Annotated in this window: 14 protein-coding genes; 8 read left to right on the top strand and 6 right to left on the bottom strand. The window is 61.9% G+C overall.

Annotated features, from left to right (window positions below; translation table 11 throughout):
• Positions 1-34 precede the first annotated feature (34 nt).
• Positions 35-1054 (bottom strand): NAD-dependent epimerase, encoded by a 1020-nt coding sequence (locus tag AB7245_RS09710; RefSeq protein WP_038960118.1) that lies wholly within the window; start codon positions 1052-1054, stop codon positions 35-37.
• A gap of 269 nt (positions 1055-1323) precedes the next feature.
• Here AB7245_RS09710 and AB7245_RS09705 point away from each other — a divergent pair, with 269 nt between their 5' ends.
• Positions 1324-2439 carry a glycosyltransferase family 4 protein gene (locus tag AB7245_RS09705; RefSeq protein WP_085402129.1) on the top strand — a complete coding sequence of 372 codons (1116 nt, stop codon included), beginning with the start codon at positions 1324-1326 and terminating at the stop codon, positions 2437-2439.
• Between the two features lie 98 nt (positions 2440-2537).
• Positions 2538-3698, top strand: coding sequence for a glycosyltransferase (locus tag AB7245_RS09700; RefSeq protein WP_081369340.1), 1161 nt, complete (start codon positions 2538-2540; stop codon positions 3696-3698).
• Between the two features lie 11 nt (positions 3699-3709).
• Here the strand turns inward: AB7245_RS09700 and AB7245_RS09695 are convergent, their stop codons facing one another.
• The gene (locus AB7245_RS09695; RefSeq protein WP_166084269.1) at positions 3710-3853 is read right to left on the bottom strand and encodes a hypothetical protein; all 144 of its coding nucleotides are present in this window, start codon (positions 3851-3853) and stop codon (positions 3710-3712) included.
• A 543-nt stretch (positions 3854-4396) separates the two neighbouring features.
• On the opposite strand from AB7245_RS09695, the gene AB7245_RS09690 reads away from it, so the two are divergent.
• The 5 genes from AB7245_RS09690 to AB7245_RS09670 all read left to right on the top strand — a co-directional run bounded on the left by AB7245_RS09690 (position 4397) and on the right by AB7245_RS09670 (position 11034).
• Entirely contained in the window at positions 4397-5620 is a 1224-nt protein-coding gene (locus AB7245_RS09690) for a polysaccharide biosynthesis/export family protein (protein ID WP_245344124.1), read from the top strand.
• Between the two features lie 160 nt (positions 5621-5780).
• Complete coding sequence (locus AB7245_RS09685; protein WP_085402194.1) at positions 5781-7073, top strand: hypothetical protein; 1293 nt, start codon at positions 5781-5783, stop codon at positions 7071-7073.
• A complete protein-coding gene (locus tag AB7245_RS09680; RefSeq protein WP_439034215.1) occupies positions 6956-8302 on the top strand; it encodes a glycosyltransferase family 4 protein in 1347 nt (448 codons plus the stop codon). Before AB7245_RS09685 ends, AB7245_RS09680 begins: the two co-directional genes overlap by 118 nt.
• A 57-nt stretch (positions 8303-8359) precedes the next feature.
• A complete protein-coding gene (locus AB7245_RS09675; RefSeq protein ID WP_085402131.1) occupies positions 8360-9571 on the top strand; it encodes a glycosyltransferase family 4 protein in 1212 nt (403 codons plus the stop codon).
• A 71-nt stretch (positions 9572-9642) separates the two neighbouring features.
• Entirely contained in the window at positions 9643-11034 is a 1392-nt protein-coding gene (locus tag AB7245_RS09670) for a hypothetical protein (RefSeq protein WP_085402132.1), read from the top strand.
• 2 nt (positions 11035-11036) lie between these two features.
• Here the strand turns inward: AB7245_RS09670 and AB7245_RS09665 are convergent, their stop codons facing one another.
• Positions 11037-12260 (bottom strand): glycosyltransferase family 4 protein, encoded by a 1224-nt coding sequence (locus AB7245_RS09665; RefSeq protein WP_085402133.1) that lies wholly within the window; start codon positions 12258-12260, stop codon positions 11037-11039.
• 965 nt (positions 12261-13225) lie between these two features.
• On the opposite strand from AB7245_RS09665, the gene AB7245_RS09660 reads away from it, so the two are divergent.
• Positions 13226-17587 carry a hypothetical protein gene (locus tag AB7245_RS09660; RefSeq protein WP_085402195.1) on the top strand — a complete coding sequence of 1454 codons (4362 nt, stop codon included), beginning with the start codon at positions 13226-13228 and terminating at the stop codon, positions 17585-17587.
• Positions 17588-17646: 59 nt separating this feature from the next.
• Here AB7245_RS09660 and AB7245_RS09655 read toward each other — a convergent pair whose 3' ends face one another.
• From AB7245_RS09655 to AB7245_RS09645, 3 genes are all read right to left on the bottom strand, one after another.
• Positions 17647-18384, bottom strand: a complete 738-nt coding sequence (locus AB7245_RS09655; RefSeq protein ID WP_071916254.1) for a class I SAM-dependent methyltransferase — start codon at positions 18382-18384, stop codon at positions 17647-17649.
• Positions 18385-18513: 129 nt separating this feature from the next.
• A complete protein-coding gene (locus AB7245_RS09650) occupies positions 18514-19020 on the bottom strand; it encodes a serine O-acetyltransferase (RefSeq protein ID WP_245344125.1) in 507 nt (168 codons plus the stop codon).
• Positions 19021-19096: 76 nt separating this feature from the next.
• Positions 19097-20551 carry a lipopolysaccharide biosynthesis protein gene (locus tag AB7245_RS09645; RefSeq protein WP_166084206.1) on the bottom strand — a complete coding sequence of 485 codons (1455 nt, stop codon included), beginning with the start codon at positions 20549-20551 and terminating at the stop codon, positions 19097-19099.
• Positions 20552-20590 lie beyond the last annotated feature (39 nt).

Raw genomic sequence — 20590 nt, 5'->3', positions numbered from 1 at the left:
CCCGGGCGACACGCAGGTGCCGTCGCCCGCGGGATCAGACGCCGTGGTACTTCCGATACCATTCGACGAAGCGGCCGAGGCCATCCGCGATCGACGTGGACGGCGAGAAGCCGACGTCGCGCTGGAGCGCGGAAATGTCGGCGCGCGTCTCCAGGACGTCGCCGGCCTGCATCGGCAACAGCTGGCGGATCGCCGGCTTGCCGATGATCTTCTCGAGCGTCTCGACGAACTCCATCAGGTTGACCGACCTGTTGTTGCCGATGTTGTAGACGCGATACGGCGCATAGCTCGACGAATTTTCCGGCCGCTCGGCATTCCACGCGGGATTCGGCGCCGCGGGCCGATCGAGGGTGCGGATCACCCCTTCGACGATGTCGTCGACATAGGTGAAGTCGCGCCACATGTCGCCTTTATTGAAAATCCTGATCGGCTCATTCGCGAAGATCGCGCGCGTGAACAGATAGGCGGCCATGTCGGGCCGGCCCCACGGGCCGTAGACGGTGAAGAAGCGAAGCCCGGTCACCGGCAGCTTGTGAACATGCGCAAAGGTATGCGCCATCAGCTCGTTGGCTTTCTTGCTTGCGGCGTAAAGGCTGACCGGATGGTTCACCGAATGCTCGGTCGAATACGGCAAGGTGCGGTTGGCGCCATACACCGAACTCGACGAGGCGTAGACGAGATGCGCCAGACCATGGCGCCGGCCGGCTTCGAGCACGGTGACAAAGCCGTCACAATTGGCCCGGATGCTGGTGATGGGATCGTCGATCGACGCGCGCACGCCGGGCTGCGCCGCCAGATGCACGACGCGATCGGGCGAGACCTCGTCGAAGACGCGCGTCACGGCGGCGAAGTCTGCGAGATCGATCTTGTGGAATTTGAACCCTGGATGGTGTTCGAGCGTTGCGAGACGCGCACGCTTCAGCGCGGGATCGTAATACGGAGTGATTGCATCGATGCCGACGACCTGCTCGCCACGTGCCAACAGCCGTTCACAAACATGCATTCCGATAAAGCCGGCAGCACCGGTAACGATCACTGGCCGCAAAGTTGTCATCTCGTTCATTCCGCGGAGCATTGCCAGACCAGGACATGAGAGGCAAGGTTTGGACAGTCACGACAATCATCAAATCAGTCCGCCCATGCAAGCGCATCGAAATGTGTAGGAAACATGATGGCGTCATGCACCATCGCATGCTATCCGCCTGCAAGGATGCTCGGACGATAGCGCCACATGTGCTAGACGTCATAGGACGTATATTCGGCGCCTGATGCTCAGTCTTCGGGCATTGTTCGCGCAAGAACCCGCAAAGAAAAAGATCGACTTTGAAACTCTCCATCAACGGCAGGTTCCTGTCACAATCGCTCACGGGCGTGCAGCGCTACGCCGCCGAGATCGTCAAGGCGATGGACCGCTTGCTCGCGAGCGGAGAGGCTCCGCAGCAACTGCTGGATGCAGAGTGGCAAATCCTTGCGCCGCCGAATGCGCAGACGCTTCCAGGTCTTCGCCGCATTGCCATCAAGCAGATCGGATCTTTGCAGGGGCACGCGTGGGACCAGATCGATCTGGCGCGCGCCGCGGCCGGCACCCGTCTCGTCAGTCTCGCCAATTCCGGCCCCGTACTCCACCGCGACCATCTCGTCGTGATTCACGACGCGCAGGTTTTCCGGCGGCCGGACTTCTTCAGCTGGCGCTACCTCGCCCTGCACCGGACGCTCGGCCATCTGCTGGCGCGCACGGCAACGATCGCAACAGTTTCGGCGTTTTCACGCAACGAACTTGCCGAGGTGCTGTCGCTGGATCCGGCTTCGATCCCCGTCATTGCGAACAGCGCGGAACATTTTGCGACCGTCGCGCCCGACTTCTCGATCATCGACAAGCTGCGTCTTGCGCCCCATCAATTCTTCCTCTTCGTCGGCTCGATGACGAAGAACAAGAATGTCGATACGGCCATTCGCGCCGCCGAGCAGCTTGGCCGCGCCGATTTTCCGCTGATCGTGGTCGGCGGCGATAACAACAAGGTGTTCGGGGGCGCGGCCGCGGAATCGAGGGCCGGCGTCGTCATCGCCGGGCGCCTGAAGGACGAGGAGATTGCCGCGCTGTTCTCCCGGGCCGCCGCATTCGTGTTTCCGAGCCTTTATGAGGGATTCGGCGTGCCTCCCCTGGAGGCGATGTTCTTCGCCTGTCCGGTGATCGCGAGTTCCGCCGATGCCGTGCGCGAGACCTGCAACGATGCCGCCGTCTATTTCGATCCGCTCAACGCGGACCAGCTGTCGGCACGGATGCGCGAAAGAATTGAACTCGGCAGGATCTCGCCGGTGGAACAGGAGAAGCAGCGGCAGCGCCTTATGACATATTCCTGGGCCAAGTCCGCCGCAGCGATGCTCGAATTCCTCGCCAAACCGGCATCCCGATCCACATCCGACCGTGCGAAACAATGACGCGGCCCGATTATTGCTGCTTAGCGAGGTTAGACGTGCGCCTGCAAGATCCGGCGTCTCCAGTATCTGGCGCCTTCAAGACAAGGAAGGAATGACCGTTGTCCAGCGGCCTGAAGATTCTGCATGTCGCCGAAACGGTCCGTGGCGGCATCGCGACCTACCTCAACGAGCTGCATCCGCACCAGAGCGCGAGCTTCGGCCCCGGCAACGTCAACTATGTCGTTCCCTCCGACCATCGCAGCGACCTGGTGAACATCGAGGACGACGCGGTCACCACTTTTCCGCGCGACGGACGCAACGCGGTCGGCCTGTTTCGCATGCTGTTTGCAACCATGCGCGCAGTCCGGCAGCTTCGTCCTGACGTCATCCACCTGCACTCGTCGTTCGCCGGGCTCGTGGTGCGCCCGGTGCTCTGGCTCACCTATCGGCGCTCGCGCATCGTCTATTGCCCGCACGGCTGGGCCTTCGGCCGCGAAACCGGCCGCCTCAGCCGCGAGGTGACGAAGTTCACCGAGCTCGTGCTGTCGAAATTCACCCATCGCATCGTCTGCATCTCGGAAAGTGAGCAGGCCGACGCCAAGCAGGTCGGAATCGCGGCGAATCGCCTGGTTCTTGTGCACAACGGGATTTCCAAGCAGCGTCCTGCGCTCGACAAGGGCGCAGCGCAATGGCGGTCGGAGAAGATCAAGGTCCTCTTCATCGGGCGTCTCGACCGTCAGAAGGGCTACGATCTCCTGATCGAGGCGGCGCGCGCACTCGGAGACAAGCTCGACGTGCGCCTGATCGGCGCCTCGGTCGTCAGCAAATTCCGCAGAAGCGATCTGCCCGCCAACGTCTCTTTTCTGGGCTGGATGAACCGCAACCAGATCGAGGCCGAGCTCGACCAGGCCGACATGGTCGCGATTCCCTCACGCTGGGAGGCGTTTGGCCTGGTCGCCATCGAGGCGATGCGGGCGGCCAAGCCGATCATTGCCTTCCGCATCGGAGCCCTGCCGGAAATCGTCGAAGACAATGCGACGGGCGTGCTGTGCGACGAAGTCTCGGCCGAAAAGCTGGTTGAAGGTTTTCAACGCGCAACCAGGCTCGACCTGGCTGCGGTCGGCCGTGCCGGATATGAGCGTTTCACCCGCCTCTACGACATCGAGCAGACCCACCGCACGCTTAGTCAGGTTTATGCCGACGTCGTGCATGTGCGGATGAGCGAATCCGGGCAGCAAGCGAAGTTGCAGTCCGATTTCCCGAACAATCTGCGATCGTAGCGACCGGCTGATCAGGCCAGCCGGCGGGCATCGCCCTGCGCGAACTCGCCGTCATTCACGCGTTTATCGGAGAACGACCACGCAATGGCCGACGCGACGATCATCGCGCAGGTGAGAAAGCCGGCCGCGAACAGCAGTGATCCGGTGTGCAACATCGTCTTCGCCTTCCTTTTGTTTGGCCGACCACTAGCCGGATCAGGATTAGGAAGACCTTACGGACGCCAGCGTGACGCCAGCTTCCAAATCTAAGCGTTAACGGAGGTGGAATCCCGTCGCAGAAACATTGGTCCGATGACCCGGCGAGAACGTCCGCTCTGGCGCCATGCCCGCCGCAGGACGACGAAAACACAACGCAGGATCACTCAGGACGGGATCCAACACTTGAAGTTCATGGCGATGTCATCTCGCGACAATGCCGTCGCATCTGCATGTCCGTCGCCGCGCGCTGCTCATTGGTTCGATCGCAGTCTCAATCGTGACATCGACCTGACACGTGTATGTATGGTTTGCGAACTGCTTATTTAAGAGGATGTTCCGCACAAATTTTGGACAGAGATTTCGGCGTGTATCCGCGTTCACAAGTGGCAATAAGGTCACAGCCACAAGTGCTTTACCATAAAGTCGAAGACGTAGCAGTGACTCCGCAGCACGGGATTTGTACGGTGATTCCGATTTTAGATGAGTGCGAGGGAATAGTGGTGGCTAAGACCGAACGTTTTGATTTTGATTTCGGTATTAGCCGAATCCTGGCCGCTGCTGCGATCAGCTTCTCCTTGACGGGTTGCGGTAGCTTCATTCCGTTAGACGCTCCTGATGCCGTCGCGACGCAAACAAATGCAGCGCTGATCACCGAGCCGACCGCGCCGCTCGCCTATGCCCTGATGCCGGTCAATCCGGCGATCCTGCAGGCGACCAACGCGTTCACGGACTCCGCCGGAATGGTGTTCTCCCGCCTCCCCGGCGGCAACTACCGCGACGTCACCATCGGCATCGGCGACATCGTCACCGTGACCGTATATGAAGCGCAGGCAGGCGGCCTGTTCATTCCGCGCGAAGCAGGCGTGCGGCCGGGCAACTTCGTGGACATTCCGCGCCAGCAGGTCGACCAGTCCGGCAACATCAACATCCCCTACGCCGGATCGATCAAGGTCGCAGGGCTGACGCCGCGCGCCGTTTCGAACATCATCCGCGAGCGTCTCAAGGACCGCGCCATCGATCCGCAGGCCGTCGTGAGCGTGGCCGAACAGCGCGGCAACCAGATCAGCGTGCTCGGCGAAGTCAACTCGCCCCTCCGCTTCCCGGTCGATCCGGGCGGGATTCGCCTGATGGGCGCGATCGCGCGCGCCGGAGGCCCGAAATATCCGTCCTACGAGAGCACGATCACGATCAAGCGCGAGGGCCGCACCTACAGCGAGACGATGTCCTCGGTCGTGCACAACCCCAACGAGGACGCGCTGCTCGCTCCAGGCGACGTCGTCTTCCTGACCCGCATTCCGCGCGTCTACATGGTGTTCGGTTCGACGCCGTCTCCGGGATCGATCGGCGGCACCAACAACCGTCGTTTCACATTCGAGAACGACAACATGTCGCTGGCTGAAGCCATCGCGAAGGCAGGCGGTCTCGACGGCGCCCGTGCGGACTCCAAGTCCATCTACGTCTACCGTTTCGAGCCCAAGCCGCTGCTGGAGAAGATCGGCATCGCCGTATCCCAGTTCCCGACCAAGTCGGTCCCTGCCGTCTACAAGTTCGACATGAGCAAGCCGGACGGCTGGTTCCAGGCGGATACGTTCAGGATGCGCGATCACGACGTGATCTCGGTGGCGGAATCGCCGTCGATCGAATTCATCAAGCTCATGGCCCCGCTGAACGCGGCAACCGCCAACGCGGACAACATCAGCTCGGTGGTCGTGAACTCCAAATAGCCCAACTCAGCGCGCTCAATGACGAGCGTGCAGACAAGGCGGCCCCACCCCATTGGGGCCACAGAAGAGTATTAGCCTTGTCGGGTTGACGCGAGCAGGAGTGGACACGAGCGTGACCGAGCAAAACAGGAAACGCGCCCTGCGTCGTTTCCGGATGTTGATGTGCGGGCTCTGCGTCGCGGCCGGCCTCTCATATCCTGCAGACGCACAGAATGCGCAGCCGCTCGATCAGCGCTTCCTGCTGGGCGTCGGCACGCACCAGGGCCTCGGCGGCGTCACCAGCGCCCGCGGCTATGTGCCCGCGACCGCCATCAAGCAGATGAAGGAGCTGGGGGTCACCTCGTTCCGCGACGACTTCCCCTGGTCGGATTTCGAGCTGCCCGGCAAGCGGCTCGGCTTCAATGCCCTGAACGGCCGCCTCGAGAACCAGATCAGGTCCGGCGTCGGAATCCCGCTGCTCATTCTCGGGACCGGCCATCATCTCGTCCCGAATTCCGATCCGCCGACGACCGACGAAGCGCGCCAAAGATTCGTCACCTATGCCACGGCAGCCGCGCAAGCGGTCGCATCACGGCAGCCGATCTTCGAGTTGTGGAACGAGTACAATCTCAGAGCGCGCGCGGAGCCGCTGTTCACCGTCGAAAACTATGCGACGCTCGCCCGATCGGTGCAGCCCGCGGTCAAGCAAGCGGCGCCGTCCGCGCCTTTCGTGGTCGGAGCGCTGGGCGACGATCCCGGCTGGAAATGGACCGACGCCCTGCTGAAGACCGACCTGCTTCGTATCGCGGACGGGATGTCCATTCACATCTACAACCATTGCCTGTCACCGGCCGGGCGGACCGCAGCCGAGGCGATCGAACGGCTGCAAAATCTTCATCAACGCGTCGCACAGGCGACCGGCAATCCCGACTATCCGATCTATCTGACCGAAACGGGCTGGCCGACACCAAGCGCGAAATGCGGCGTGACCGAGCAGCTTGCCGCCGACAACATGGCGCAGATCATCCTCTGGGCCTCGACCGCCGGTCCCTGGCTCAAGGGGATATGGCTCTACGAGCTGAAGGACAGTGGGACGAAGCCTGGTGAACTGGAGGACAATTTCGGCATTTATCATTTCGACAATTCGCCGAAGCCTGCCGTGTGTTCCATTCGCGAAAGCTGGGCCTTCATCCGCACCAGCCTGAAGGCAACGCGAACCACGCCGGCGCCCGGCGTCGTGCAGATTCGCAGTGACAGTGGATCGGAAACGAAACTCGCGCTTTGGTCGGAGACTGCGTCGAAGCGCTTCGAAGTTCGATTAAAAAATGCGGAACCGAATGCCGAGATCAGATATGTATGTCAGCAAGCGCCGGGCCCTGCCGCCGGCGCCTGGACGGCGTTATCGACAACGCCGTTGCTTGTCAGCGTCAAGGGCACGGCCGTGCCGGATTTCGAGATCCGGCCATCGAACTGACGCTGCGGCGGGCTGCTAATCCGAGGCTATCCTTGAAAATACTGATCGTTAACACGCTCTATCCGCCCGAGATCATCGGGGGCGCCGAAGTGTCTGTGTCGCTGCTCGCGGAGGCGTTCGTCCAGCGCGGCCATCAGGTGTCCGTGGTCTCCCTTCAGAACAAGCAGGAGCGCACGATCGACGAACTCAAGGGCGTGCGCGTATACCGCGTGCCGATGGACAACGATTACTGGCCGTTCGGCAACGACAGGAAGCCCTCCTCGGTCCAGCGCCTGAAGTGGCATCTCAAGGACACATGGAATCGCAAATCCGCGGTGCGGTTCGCCGAAATTCTCGACATCGAGAAGCCCGACGTCGTCCACACCAACAACCTCACGGGCTTCTCGGTCTCGCTGTGGTCGGAAGCCAGGCGGCGCAACATCAGGATCGTGCACACCCTGCGCGACTATTCCCTGCTCTGCAAACGCTCGACGCTGTTTCGGGGCGATGCGACATGCGCGCAGCGCTGCACCGTCTGCGCCGCCATGACGTCGCCTTATCTGCTGGCCTCGCGTATGGTCGATGCGGTGGTCTCGAACAGCCAATTCGTGCTCGACCAGCACACCAGGCTGAAATATTTCCCCGGCACCGATGGCCGCGTCATCTTCAACATCGCCGATCCGAGCTCCGTGGTGCCGTCACCAGCTTCGAGCTCGGATGATCTGATATTCGGGTTCATCGGGCGGCTCGAGGCTGAAAAAGGTATTGAGGTAGTCCTCAAGGCGGCCGAGCAGCTTCCCGACGAGGGCTGGCAACTGAAAATTGCCGGAAAAGGGCTTGAGGATTACGTGCGGGGGCTAAAAAGCCGCAGCGGAAAGAAGGTCGAATGGCTTGGCTTTGCCAAGGCAGCTCAATTCTATGCCAGCATCGACGTCTGCCTGGTGAGTTCGGTCTGGCCGGAGCCGCTGCCGCGCACGTTGATCGAAAGCATCAACGCCGGCCGGGCGACGATTTGCTCGACGGCCGGCGGGATTCCCGAGATCGCGGGGTTTTCCAATATGGTTGGGTCCTACGAGCCCAGCGATCATAAGCGACTGGGAGAATTGATGCTGAAGGCCGTCAACGAAAGGTCACACTGGAAAGTCTCCCGGCCTCCGCAGCCAGGATTTGCCGAGAGGTTTTCGGCGGATTCAGTGACAGGACAATATTTGGACGTCTATTTGAACAACAATCGAACCAACCGGCAATAAGCCGAAACGGAGATTTCAGCAAAGCCATTTGGCAGGATAGCTGGACAGACCTTTTCGATGAAGATCCTTATCACGTCATCCCTCTATCCAACGCCATTGGCACCGAAGGTGGTCGGGGGCGCGGAAACGTTCGTCCGCCGCCTCGCCGAGACCCTGGTCGGGCAGAACGACGGCGTGGAAGTGATACGTGCCGCGTCCGCATCGAACCAGCAGATGGAGACCTGCAACGGCATCGACGTGTATTCGGCGCCCGTACACAACATCTATTTCCCTTTCGCCAAGCAGCACAGTTCGCCGGTGCGCGGCATCTGGCACGCGATCGAGGACTGGCAGACAATGTCGGAGCTCGTTGCGGCGCGCATCAAGGCCTTCAAGCCTGACATCCTGCACTCGAATAATCTCTCCGGCCTGACGACCGCGGTGTGGCGGACCGCCGCCGAGCTCGGCATTCCGGTCCTGCACACGCTTCACGACTATTATCTCACCTGCCCGCGCTGCTCGCGCTTCTCGGACGGACATGCCTGCGAATCGAGCTGCATGAGCTGTCAGATCCTGACCCTTCGCCGTCGCGGGGCGACGCGACATCTGGATGCCGTCGTCGGCGTCAGCCAGCGCATTCTCGACATCCATACCCAGCTCGGCCTGTTCACGCAGACACCGCTGAAGATCGTCATTCGAAACGCCTCGACCGCCAACGTCGGCAACGCAGACACCGCGATGGTCGACGGCACCGTCACGTTCGGCTTCATCGGACGCCTGACCGAAGAGAAGGGCATCTACAATCTCGTGCGCGCCATCGCGACGATTCCGCCTGACCGGTTTCGGCTCGTCATCGCAGGCCACACAACCGAGAGCCAGCAGAAGCAGCTCAAGGCGCTCGCTCCGAATGCACGGATCGAATTTCTCGGCTTCGTACAGCCGAAGCAGTTTTACGAACAGGTGAACGTGGTGGTCGTCCCCTCGGTCTGGGAAGATCCCTGCCCGCTCGTCGTCGCCGACGCGCAGGCCGCCTGCAAACCCCTGCTCGGCACGCCGTTCGGCGGCATTCAGGAGGCGATCAAGCCTGGCGTGACCGGCTGGCTGACGTCGCCCGATCCCGCCTCGATCGCCAAGAGCATTTCGGCGATCATCGAAGCGCCGCAGCAGATCGTGGAGATGAGCGAGCGATTGAAGTCCGGCATCGACAAATGGGTTTTTGACGACGTCGTCGCCGGCTATCGCAACGTCTACGACGAGCTCACGCGCGGCCGCGGCACGCCTCGCACATAGCCGAAGCTGACGCAGATGCCGCCAATGGCCCTCAACCATCCCGCCATGTTCTTTCTCACGCATTGCCAGACATGATCAGCCTGCTCGCATTCGGCAGCTATATCTACCAGAGTGCGTCCGCGATCATTCTGATCTTCGCCGTCAGCCATATCCTCTCGCCGGCCCAGTACACCTCGTTCTCGCTGGCGCTGGCGACGAGCCAGTTGTTCTGCGTCTTCGTGTTCGAATGGCTGCAACTGGCCGGCGTTCGTTTCCTCGCCGCAGCTTCCGGAGAAGAAGCCGCGCGCCTGCGGTTCTCGCTGTTCAGCGCCGGGCTGCTCAGCGCGCTGGTGCTGCTGCTCGTCGGCGGCGTGGCGGGACTGCTGGGCACGCTCGAGACGAGCGTCGTCGCCCTCGCGCTGGCGATGGCCGTGCTGCAAGGCGCCACCGACCTCTATTTCATGATCGTCCGCGTGTCCGACCGGCTGGGGACCGCGTCCGTCCTCCTGATCCTGCGTGCCAGCGTGCTTCTGGCCGGCGCCATCGCGGGCGCGCTGCTCCACGGCACGGCTGCAGCGACGCTGTGCGGCATGGCCGCGAGCTACGGCGCGGTGCTTCTCCTGAGCCTGGTCGTGCATCGCACCTCGCTACGGCGCGCGTCGCGACGCGCCATGCTGACCGACTGGGGCAATTTCTGCCGCTATGGCATCATGGCTGCGGCCGCCTCCGTCATTCATCTCTCCGTACCCGTCACCTTGCGCCTGATCGTGATCGCCACGCTCGGCCGCGCGTCGACCGGAGCGGCCGGCTTCTCGATGGCGATCGACCTCCTGCAACGCCCGTTCTCGGTCCTGGTGGCCGCCATTCACACCGTCTGCTATCCCAATGTCGTGGTCCAGTTCGAGCGCGGCGTCGACGGCGAAGCGCGCAGGGCCAGCGCCCGCATGCTCGAATTCATCCTCTGCGCGACGATCGTGATGCTGGGCGGGCTGATCGGCCTCCTGCCCGACGCGGCGCATCTGTTCGTGCCCGCCGATCTGCTGGTCGATTTCCTCAACGCGGCGCCGGTCGCGGCGATCTTCTACTTCCTCCACACCCACCTTCAGGCCACGCTCGCGATCGTGCCGCATCTAACCAAATCGGCGACGAGACTGGTCGTCGTCGCGGCGTGCCAGCTGCTGCTGGTGTCGGCGGCATCCTCGATCGGCGCGTTACTGCACATATCGGTGGCGGGACAGATCGCGAGCGCGGCCTTGGCCACCGCGCTCATCATCCTCTTCGCCAGCGGTCCGCTGATCCGGTTCAGGGCGGCGCCAAGGGCGCTGCTGATCCTGGAAGCGACCGTTGCGGCCGCCGCGATCGCGATGCTAGCGGCGGCTCCGTCGGACTCCCTGACCTGGCTCGCGGGAAAGATCGTCTTTGCCGGCCTCGCCGTCGTTCTGGTGACGTGGCGAGGCGATCTGCTGGCCTCGGCACGCAGTTAGGATCAGGCCTTCACCGCGTGAGCCAGCGCGTTGCCGCTGGTATCGCCGGTCAAACCGTAGATCCTGAGAGTCTCGTCGACCATCGGCCCGACACCGAAATATTGTTGGGCGCGCGCAAGAGCATTGCGCGACAGCGCGGCGCGCATCGCGGGGTCGGCCACCTTCTCGAGCGCACCGACGAGCGCGTCGACGTCCTCGAACGGGACGATGAAGCCGGTCTGGCCCTGGATGATCTGATCAGTCGCGCCGCCCGCCGGAGTCCGGACCGGAATGAGGCCCGTCGCCATGGCTTCGGCAACGCCGAGCGGGAATCCCTCGAACCGGCTCGGCAGCGCGAACACGTCGGCGGCCCAGAGGATTTCGCGGACGTCGCCCATGAACCCGAGGAACTTGAAGGTGTCCTTGTCCTTCTCGCCAGCATAAGCGAACGACTTGATTTCCTTCTCGCGCTCGGCTCCGCCGCTGCCGACAAAGTAGCATTTGATGTCGATCGGCGGAGAACTGGCGCCGTCGCGGATCTTGCGCGCCGCCTTGATGAGGAGGTCGTGGCCCTTCACCCAGGCGAGACGGGCTGCCAGCAGGCACATGAACTCACCGTCGGCAACGCCGAATTTCGCGCGCGCATCGCGGCGCTCGGCATCCGAGGGCGGCCGGAAATGAACCGTGTCGACGCCGCCATAGACCTTGGCGATCCGGTTCTTGCCGAACAGCACGTAGCGGCGCAGATGCCGGAGCGATTCCTCCGACATCAGAATGAGGGTGTGGGGAAAGAAGAGGTTGAAGAACAGGACCTGGACCGGGCTGAAGGTCGATTGCGGCGCATTCTGCACCTTCTCGATGTTCCCGAGCACCGAGGGATGATAGGTCGCAACGCAGCGCGCGCCGGTGAGCAGCGCGAGCAGCCGGCCCCACATCAGCATGCCCAGCCCGTGGACGTTGATCACGGTGATGTTGTTCTTCCGGATCAGCTTCAACAACCGCATGAAGATCGACAGCGAAGGCAACTTCCGAAGTCCCGGAATGACGTGCCATTCCTTGACGGCCGCCGCCAGCTTCTGACGCTTGTATTCGGACTTCTCGTCCGAGCGCACGGCACCGGAGACCAGGTGGATCTGCACGCCCCGGCCATGCAATCCCGTGGCCAGGGTCTCGCAATAGGATGCAATCCCGTCATTGCAATTCACGACCTCAACCAGAAACATGACATTCGGGGCGGGATCTTGCATGGGAATGGCCTTACTCCGTTCAATCGACGACATTTCGGTCAGTGCTTAGCGGCAAATTCCATGCCGTGCCAGCGGTTTGCCCGCAACAGCGTTGCGCGCCTAACATATTGACGTTGCGGATCTGCGACACTCCGCCCCGGCACTGCAGACGACGTCCGAAGTCCGCTTCTCGGGTTCGCGCCTTCCGCCGGAAGTCGGCGTTCCCTTCAAATTCCGCAAGCAACGCCCGGTTGAAACGTCCCCCGGCCCCTTGCCCGCCGGGTCCGCGACCGATTGTCCCGCCGTCAACGCACCGATCGCCGCACCTCGTGCACACAGATTGGACCTCTCATCTGGTCGGCGTCGTTCGTTCGACTGGCCCTGCACATCAACGAGGGGTTTCTTCATCGGCCAAAGACAGACTCGATATCCTTCTGCATTGACGTCGACACGATGTCGCAGCGACCAGGAGAGAAAACAAAACTCCGGTGGCGAGTTCCATAGATTTACTTTCTCGCTTCCCGACTGCACGCGGGAAAATTCGGAAGCGCGCTGCAAGCCTTCAACGCCCGAACAACTGTCACATTCGAAGTTCGATCGATATTTTTTGCGGTCGTGACTCGCAGGCAACTCGATCCGCCCACGCCACAGGCTTAACGGCGCTTAACACAATAGATTCGAAGCAAGGCTGCTCGCGCGACAAGCAAATGCGTTTCGATTAGGCACCGGCACAACATCGATCGAACATCGTCGTTGCATCGCCATTCGAACGTCACGCTGCAAGCACATTGCCGTGGTCTTCATCGATCAATCTCAGTCCACGCAGATTCGTGCGCTGTGGGCGTCGCGCAGGAAGCGTCGGTGAGAAAATCTCCGGGTGCTTCCATTTTTACCGATCTCACCAACTCGAAAAACAGAGATTGGCCGATACGACAGACGCAGGCGGCACCGAACTCTCGCGTTTCAGAAAAGGCTCCGAAATACCGATGACTACCGCATCACCAGATCAGACGATCCTGTCGGCGAGCACCTTTGTCAGTTCCATCGGCGTCAATGTTCACGTTGGATATTCCTGGGGCGCCTACGACAACCTCGCCCTCGTCGAGGACAATCTCAATTATCTCGGGGTGACGAAACTGCGGGGCGGACTCGCCACGAGCCCGGAAGCGCAACCGATCGTCGAGGGACTTGCGAAGGACGGTTACAAATTCGACCTCGTGGTTCCGTCGGGCGTTCCGGCCGGCGGCGCGGCTGCGCTCCAGTCTTATCTGGAATCCGTCAAGGAGTTCGCGGCCAGCCATCCCGGCAGCGTCATCGCGCTGGAAGGCCTCAACGAGGTCAACATCCAGGGCTTCAGCTATAATGGGAGCTCGAGCGTCTCGGCCGCAGCGCAGTTCCAGGCTGTCTATTACAGCGCCATCAAGGCGGACGCCGCGCTCAAGGATATCCCCGTCTACAATTTGTCGATCGGCTATAATGACTCGGCCGACTACGCCAATCTCGGAAACATGTCGGGGTCGACCGACTACGCCAACTCTCACGCCTATGTCAGCACCGGCCTGACACCCGAAACCGCCCTCGAGCAATTGCTCGGTAACGCCACGTCGGTCACCGGCGGCAAACCGGTCGTGATCACCGAGACCGGATATACGACCAAGAGCGATACCCCGTATGTCGGCGCCAGCGAGAACGTACAGGCGAAATCGATCCTGAACACGCTGGTCGATGCCTACAAGGACGGCGTCAGCACCACCTATCTCTATCAATTGCTCGACGCCTCGGCGAGCAACGACCCTACGGATCCCGAATCGCACTGGGGCCTGTTCAACGCCGACGGAACCCCGAAGCTCGCGGCGACCGCGGTCCACAATCTGACGACGATCCTGGCCGACGACGGCAAGGGCGGCCACACGCCGACTGCCTCGCTGAACTATACGCTCGACAACATGCCGGCGAGCGGGAACAGCATGGTTCTCGGCAAGAGCAACGGCGCCTATGAGCTCGTGGTCTGGGCGGAACCCAAGGTCTGGAACGACGCCACCGACACCGAGATCGCGAATCCGACGATATCGGTTACCGTCAACCTGGGCAGCGTCCACCACCTGATCAACGTCTATGACCCGCTAAAGGGCAGCTCGCCGATCGCGACCTACACCGATGTCAGCCAGATCGTGGTTCCGATCACGGACCACCCGCTCATCATCGAGATCGACGCTCCCGCAGGAGGCGGCTCTGCACCGCCCGCCGTGACCGACGTCAGCGGAACCGCCGCCGACATCGTGTCGCAGATGTCCGACCTGAACGCCTCGGATTCGCTTGAGACCATCACGCTCACCGACACCCACGTGCTTCCGGTCGCCTCCGATGCCACCATGGCGTACATGATCTCGCATTACGGGAAGGCGCTCGCGGCCATCCAGGGCGGCTACCAGTTCTCCGTCACCAACTCGACCGACACCTGGAGCGTCACCAGGGTCTACGACTCCTCCGCAAAGCTTCTGTCGACCAGCACGTCCAACTTCACCGACGGCGTCATCACCAGCAAGGTAACGCTCAATACCGACGGCTCGTCGGAGAACATCGCCTATACCGGCGGCAAGATGGTGCGTGACGTCACCGTCTCGGCGATCGGCGACAAGGACACCAAGACCTACGATACGAGCGGCAATCTCACCGCGGACCTCGTTCAGAACAAGGACGGCTCGTCCTCGAACACGCTCTATTCGAACGGCGTCAAGACCAAGGTCTACGTCACCAATGCCGACCGCACCCACGACAACTACTATTACAACATCACCGGCCAGTCCTATACCAGCGAGCACGACCAGCTCGACGCGGGCGGGAGGCTTCTATCAGTCGTCCGGATGCATGCCGACGGCTCGATGGCCTACAGCCAAGTCTACAACAGCGACGGCAGCAAGGTCACGACCCAGTACGACGCCACGGGCCACAAGACCTCTGTCGTCACCGTGACATCGACGGCGACCAGCACCGATTTCTACACCACAGCCGGCGTTCTCAAGCAGACCGTCGTGCAGACGACCTCCGGCAACGTGACCACCACGAACTACAATGGTTCGCTGCTGGTGTCCGTCTACGTCGTCAACGCCGACGGCTCGAAGGACTCCAAGCTGTACGACGCCAAGGGCGTCATCGCGAGCGACGTGGTCCAGAACGCGGACGGCTCGTCGTCGACCACGCTCTATACCGCAGGCGTCAAGACCAAGGCCTACGTCACCAACGCGGACGGCAGCCGCGATAACTATTATTTCAACATCACCGGCCAGTCCTATACCGGCGAGCACGATCACCTCGACGCGAGCGGCAAGCTGCTGTCGGTCAGCCGCACCCATGCGGACGGCACCATGGCCTACAGCCAGGTGTTCAACAGCGACGGCAGCAAGGTCACGACCCAGTACGACTCGACCGGCCACAAGACCTCGGCCGTCACCATAACGTCGACGGCCACCACGACCAATTTCTATACCATCGCGGGCGCGCTCAAGCAGCAGGTCGTGCAGACGACCTCCGGCAACGTGACCACGACCAACTACAACGGCTCGCTGCTGGCGTCGGTCTACGTGGTCAACGCCGACGGATCGAAGGATTCGAAGCTGTACGATTCCAACGGCATCATCGCGAGCGACCTGATCCAGAACAAGGACGGCTCGTCCTCGAACACGCTCTACACGGCCGGCGTCAAGACCAAGGTCTATGGCACCAATGCCGACGGCAGCCACGACAACTACTATTACAACATCACCGGCCAGTCCTATACCAACGAGCACGACCACATCGATCCGAGCGGAAAGCTGCTTCTGGTCAGCCGTACCCATGCCGACGGCTCGATGGCCTATAGCCAGGTGGTCAACAGCGACGGCAGCAAGGTCACGACCCAGTACGATTCCACAGGCCACAAGATCTCGGTCATCACCGTCACGTCGTCGGGCACGACGACCGACATCTACGATGCATCGACCGGCGCATTGAAGCAGGAGGTCTCCAAGACGAGCTCCGGCGACACCACGACGACGAACTACAACGGCGCCAAGCTGGCGTCGGTCTACGTGGTCAACGCCGACGGGTCAAAGGACACCAAGCTGTACGATTCCAGCGGGATCATCGCCAGCGACCTCATCCAGAACAAGGACGGTTCGTCCTCGAACACGGTCTACTCCGCCGGCGTCAAGACGAAGCTCTATGTCACCCATGCCGACGGCAGCCATGACAACACCTTCTACAACATCACGGGCCAGAGCTATACGACCGAGATCCAACACCTCACCGCCGCCGGCGCACTTACGGCCCTGACCCGCCTTCACGCCGATGATACGCTTGCCTACAAGCAGGTGATCAACAGCGACGGCAGCAAGGTCACCGACCTTTACGACAGCACCGGCCACAAGATGAGCGAGATCCTGAATGCCGCCGATGGATCGACCACGACGGACACGTACAACTCGTCGGGAGCTCTGGTCCAGGACGTTCACAAGACGGCGGGCGGCGACGTGACGACGACGAACTACGCGAACGGATTGAACTCGTCGATCTACGTCGTCAACGCCGACGGCACCAAGGAAACGAAGCTGTTCGACGGCAGCGGCAGTCTCACCAGCGACTACGTGCTGAACAAGGACGGCTCAAACTCGACCACCGTGTTCACGTCGGGCGTCAAGACCGCGGTCTACGCCAACAACGCCGACGGCTCGCACGACAACACGATCTACAACATCACCGGCAAGAGCTACGTCACGGAGCAGCAGCACATCGACGCCGCGGGCAAGATGACCTCGATCACCCGGTCGCACGCGGACGGTACGCTCGATTACACGCAGGTGGTCAAGGCGGACGGCAGCAAGGTCTCCGATGTCTACGACAGCACCGGGGTCAAGACGACCGAAACCATCAACAACGCCGATGGAACGTCCGACGTCTTCAAGTTCAAGGTCGCCGGCCTGCCGGGCGCCGTCGAGCACGACAGCTACAATACCAGCGGCTCGCTGCTCTCGATCGACGTCCTCAACACCGATGGGACCCACGCCGTCACGGCGGTGACTGCGGGACTGACACTGGCCGGCGGCAGCGGCAACGACGTCTTCTCCGCGGCGCCGGGCACGACCACCGTCATGTTCGACGGCGGCAACGACCAGATCAAGAGCTTCCACGCCGGAGCCGCGGCGAACCACGACACGATCGAAATCCTGAAATCACTGGTGGCCGACTACAGCCACCTGCAGATTTCGCAATCAGGTTCCGACACGCTGATCCAGCTCACCTCGGCCGATTCCATCCTGTTGAAGAATGTGAATTCGGCCAACCTGGATCACGGCAACTTCCTGTTCGTCTGACGCCGAACCAGCTGGCAGGTCCCCCTGCCAGCTGAACGGGGACGACGGGGGAAGCAAGGTCAGTGCGGCCGCGCGGGTGTGGCCGCACCGATGAAGATGATATCCTCGGCCAGCAGCGGAAGCCGCCGCAGCAGCATCGACTTCAGCTTTCCGGCGCGCATGAAGGTGGCCATCTTCACCTCGACCGGCGCATAGCCGGCGTCGATTGCGACCTTGGCGATGGTATAGGGCGTGAAGAAGAACCGGTGATCGCTGTTGATCGTCTCGACGTTCTTCAAGATGCCCTTGATGTTGCCACCCCTGAAGGCGTTCGGAACGGTGATCACGATCTGATCGACGACGTCGCCGTAATTCTCCCTGAAGCGCGACAGGAACGAGACCGGATTCGGAATGTGCTCGACGACTTCGCCAAACACGGCGATGTCGAACTTCCGGCCGGATATTGCATCGATCTTCTGGCCGGACGTCACGTCGCCCGCGACCATGTTGTCGAGCCCGGAAATCCGCGACGCCTCCCGCACCGCATCCGCATCGATGTCGACGCCGACGGTGTATTCGGAACACTCGGTGATCAGGCCGTGCAGCCAGTCCCGGTTGTCGATCTTTCGTTTGATGAGCGGCAGATGATCACAGCATCCGACATGCAGGACGCGCTTGCCCCGACAGATGTCCACGAGGACGTCGCATCTGTATTTGACGTCGCCATCGCCCCGATATTGCACGACGATGGTGTCTTTGAACTTCGAGCCGTCGAGATAGGGATAGACCTGCGAAAAATCGGTAATGATCGACGACATGGGCTTGCTTCCTGTGTCCGAGACGTTTCCGGACACAACTATACATGGCAAGCAATCAGAATTGTGACCGGGTTGAACCGGCGGACCAAACGCGGATCGCCGGGAACCTCGCCGTCGGTTCGCGGGCCGTCAGGCGCGCAGGCGACCTGGTGCTTCCGAGCGCACGATCCGCGCAGGTGCTCCCGCGGCGACGGAATGCGGCGGGACGTCACGCGTCACGACCGCGTTGGCGGCAACGTTTGCTCCCGCACCAATCGAAGTCGGGCCAACGATCACGGCACCGGTGTAGATGACGGCACCGTCGCCGATGGTCGGGCAACCCGGTTCATCCCAGGCACGCCGGCCGAGCGTGACGTTGTGATAAAGCATCACGGAGCGACCGATCCGCGCCCCCTCGCCGATCACGACGCCGGTCGGATGCGGCAAGATCAGCCCTGGACCGATCTCCGCGAGAACCGAGATGTAGCAGCCGCGCCGCATCAGCGCCCGCACGAGCAGCCAGGTGATCTGATGTCCCCAGCGGGTCTGGAATCGCAGCATCCTGGCGATGCGCCAGGTCGTGATCACGGCAAAGCCCGGGCTCGTCAGCATGGCGACGAAAGCGGCAGCCACACCGGACCTGCCGGTGTTTGCCATCAGGTCCTCGCGCCACGGAATTCCCGCTTGGGACTTGCCGCTCATTCCCTCAACTGATGACATCAAACGATCTCTACTAACCTGCCGAGGAAACATTCGCCTGGATCGACGGAACCGAGCCGCCGAGCAGCGATTGCATGCTGTTCCAGATGCGACGCCTGAATATCACGTAGCTGCCAAGCACGATCAGCGCATAGACGGCCGTCGCCAACAGCCAATGTGACAGGCTTGCGACGTCTGCCTTCGTGGCGACGAGTGCACACAATGCGCCGAGTGCGGTGGCGACGGTGGCCGGCATCAGGGCGCCCAACAAAGAGGCATAGGAGATCGCGCAGTTGCGGGCTCCAATCATCAGCATCAGGACGCAAACGAGGATCGATACGATCAGGTACACGACCGCCACGGCCGTGAGCCCGAACGGCAACGCCACGACAAAGGCGAGGATCATGCTGGCACTGTTGGCGGTGCTCACCCAGAACTGGAGCCGGGCCTTGTTGTGAGCGAGCAGAATCGGTCCGGCATAGGCCGCAATCGACTGCGCCGCGCCTGCCGGCGCAAGGATGGCAATCAGCGGCAGGACTTCCTGCCAATGCGGCGAGAGGAACGTCGCAACGGGATATTTCAGCCCGAACGTCAGGTAGATCATTGCCGGGAATGTGATCATCGCGGTCATGCCGAGCACCGCGCAGATCGCCGCCCTGCGCCGTTCCTGTTCCCGCTCGCCGTTCATCCGGCTCAGGGTGGCCATCAGAACGCCGCCGCCAGGCCACGACAGGATCATCAGCGGAAGCGTCATGAACTGGAAGGCGAGACCGAACAGACCGACCGCCGCTGCGCCCAGCTTGGCGCCGATCATGAGATTGCCGACGTTTCTCGCAGTGAAGTTGAGGACGTTCGAGGCCAGCACCCAACCGCCGAACGACAGCATCAGCGCGACGCCGCGCCATTTGAAGGACAGATGGATATGGCGCCTGGTGTTCACATAGAAGGCGACGGCGCGCACCGCCTGCATCAGGACATAGTATGCGATCAGCGCCCAGATCCCCCATCCGAGCAGGGCTCCGGCCACGCCCACCGTCGCGGAAGCCAGAGCCGCGCCGGCTTCGATCAAGGCGATGGTCTGATATTGCAGGGAGCGCTCCAGGACCGCGCGCGGCCCCATCGCGGAAATGGACAAGACGACCGAACCGGAGAGAGCGGCGAGCACGGACGGCAGCCCCTGCATGTCGACGGCAGCCCCCAGCGGCTTCGAGGCGGCGGCCAGCACCAGGGCACAACCAATCCCGATCGCGACCATCAGAGTCGTCGCCGCGCCGGCTTCCTCCCTGGTGAGCGACGTCCGCTGGATCATCGCGCTCGACAGCCCAAGGTCGGTCAGCATGGAGATGAAGGCGATGAAGGGCAGCGAAAACGCCACGAGCCCGAATTCCGTGGGCGTCACGAAATAGGTGATCAGCAGCGTGATGAGGAACTGAACGGCCGACTTCACGACGTTCACGCTCGACATCGAGAGCAGGTTCTTGATGATCATGACGTCTCTCGTATGTGATCCGGCTGAAACGATTGCGAA

The organism is Bradyrhizobium sp. 604_D8_N2_3 (assembly GCF_051810765.1).
GTDB classification, from domain to species: Bacteria; Pseudomonadota; Alphaproteobacteria; order Rhizobiales; family Xanthobacteraceae; genus Bradyrhizobium; species Bradyrhizobium barranii.
This window is presented reverse-complemented; position numbering and strand designations above follow the sequence as displayed.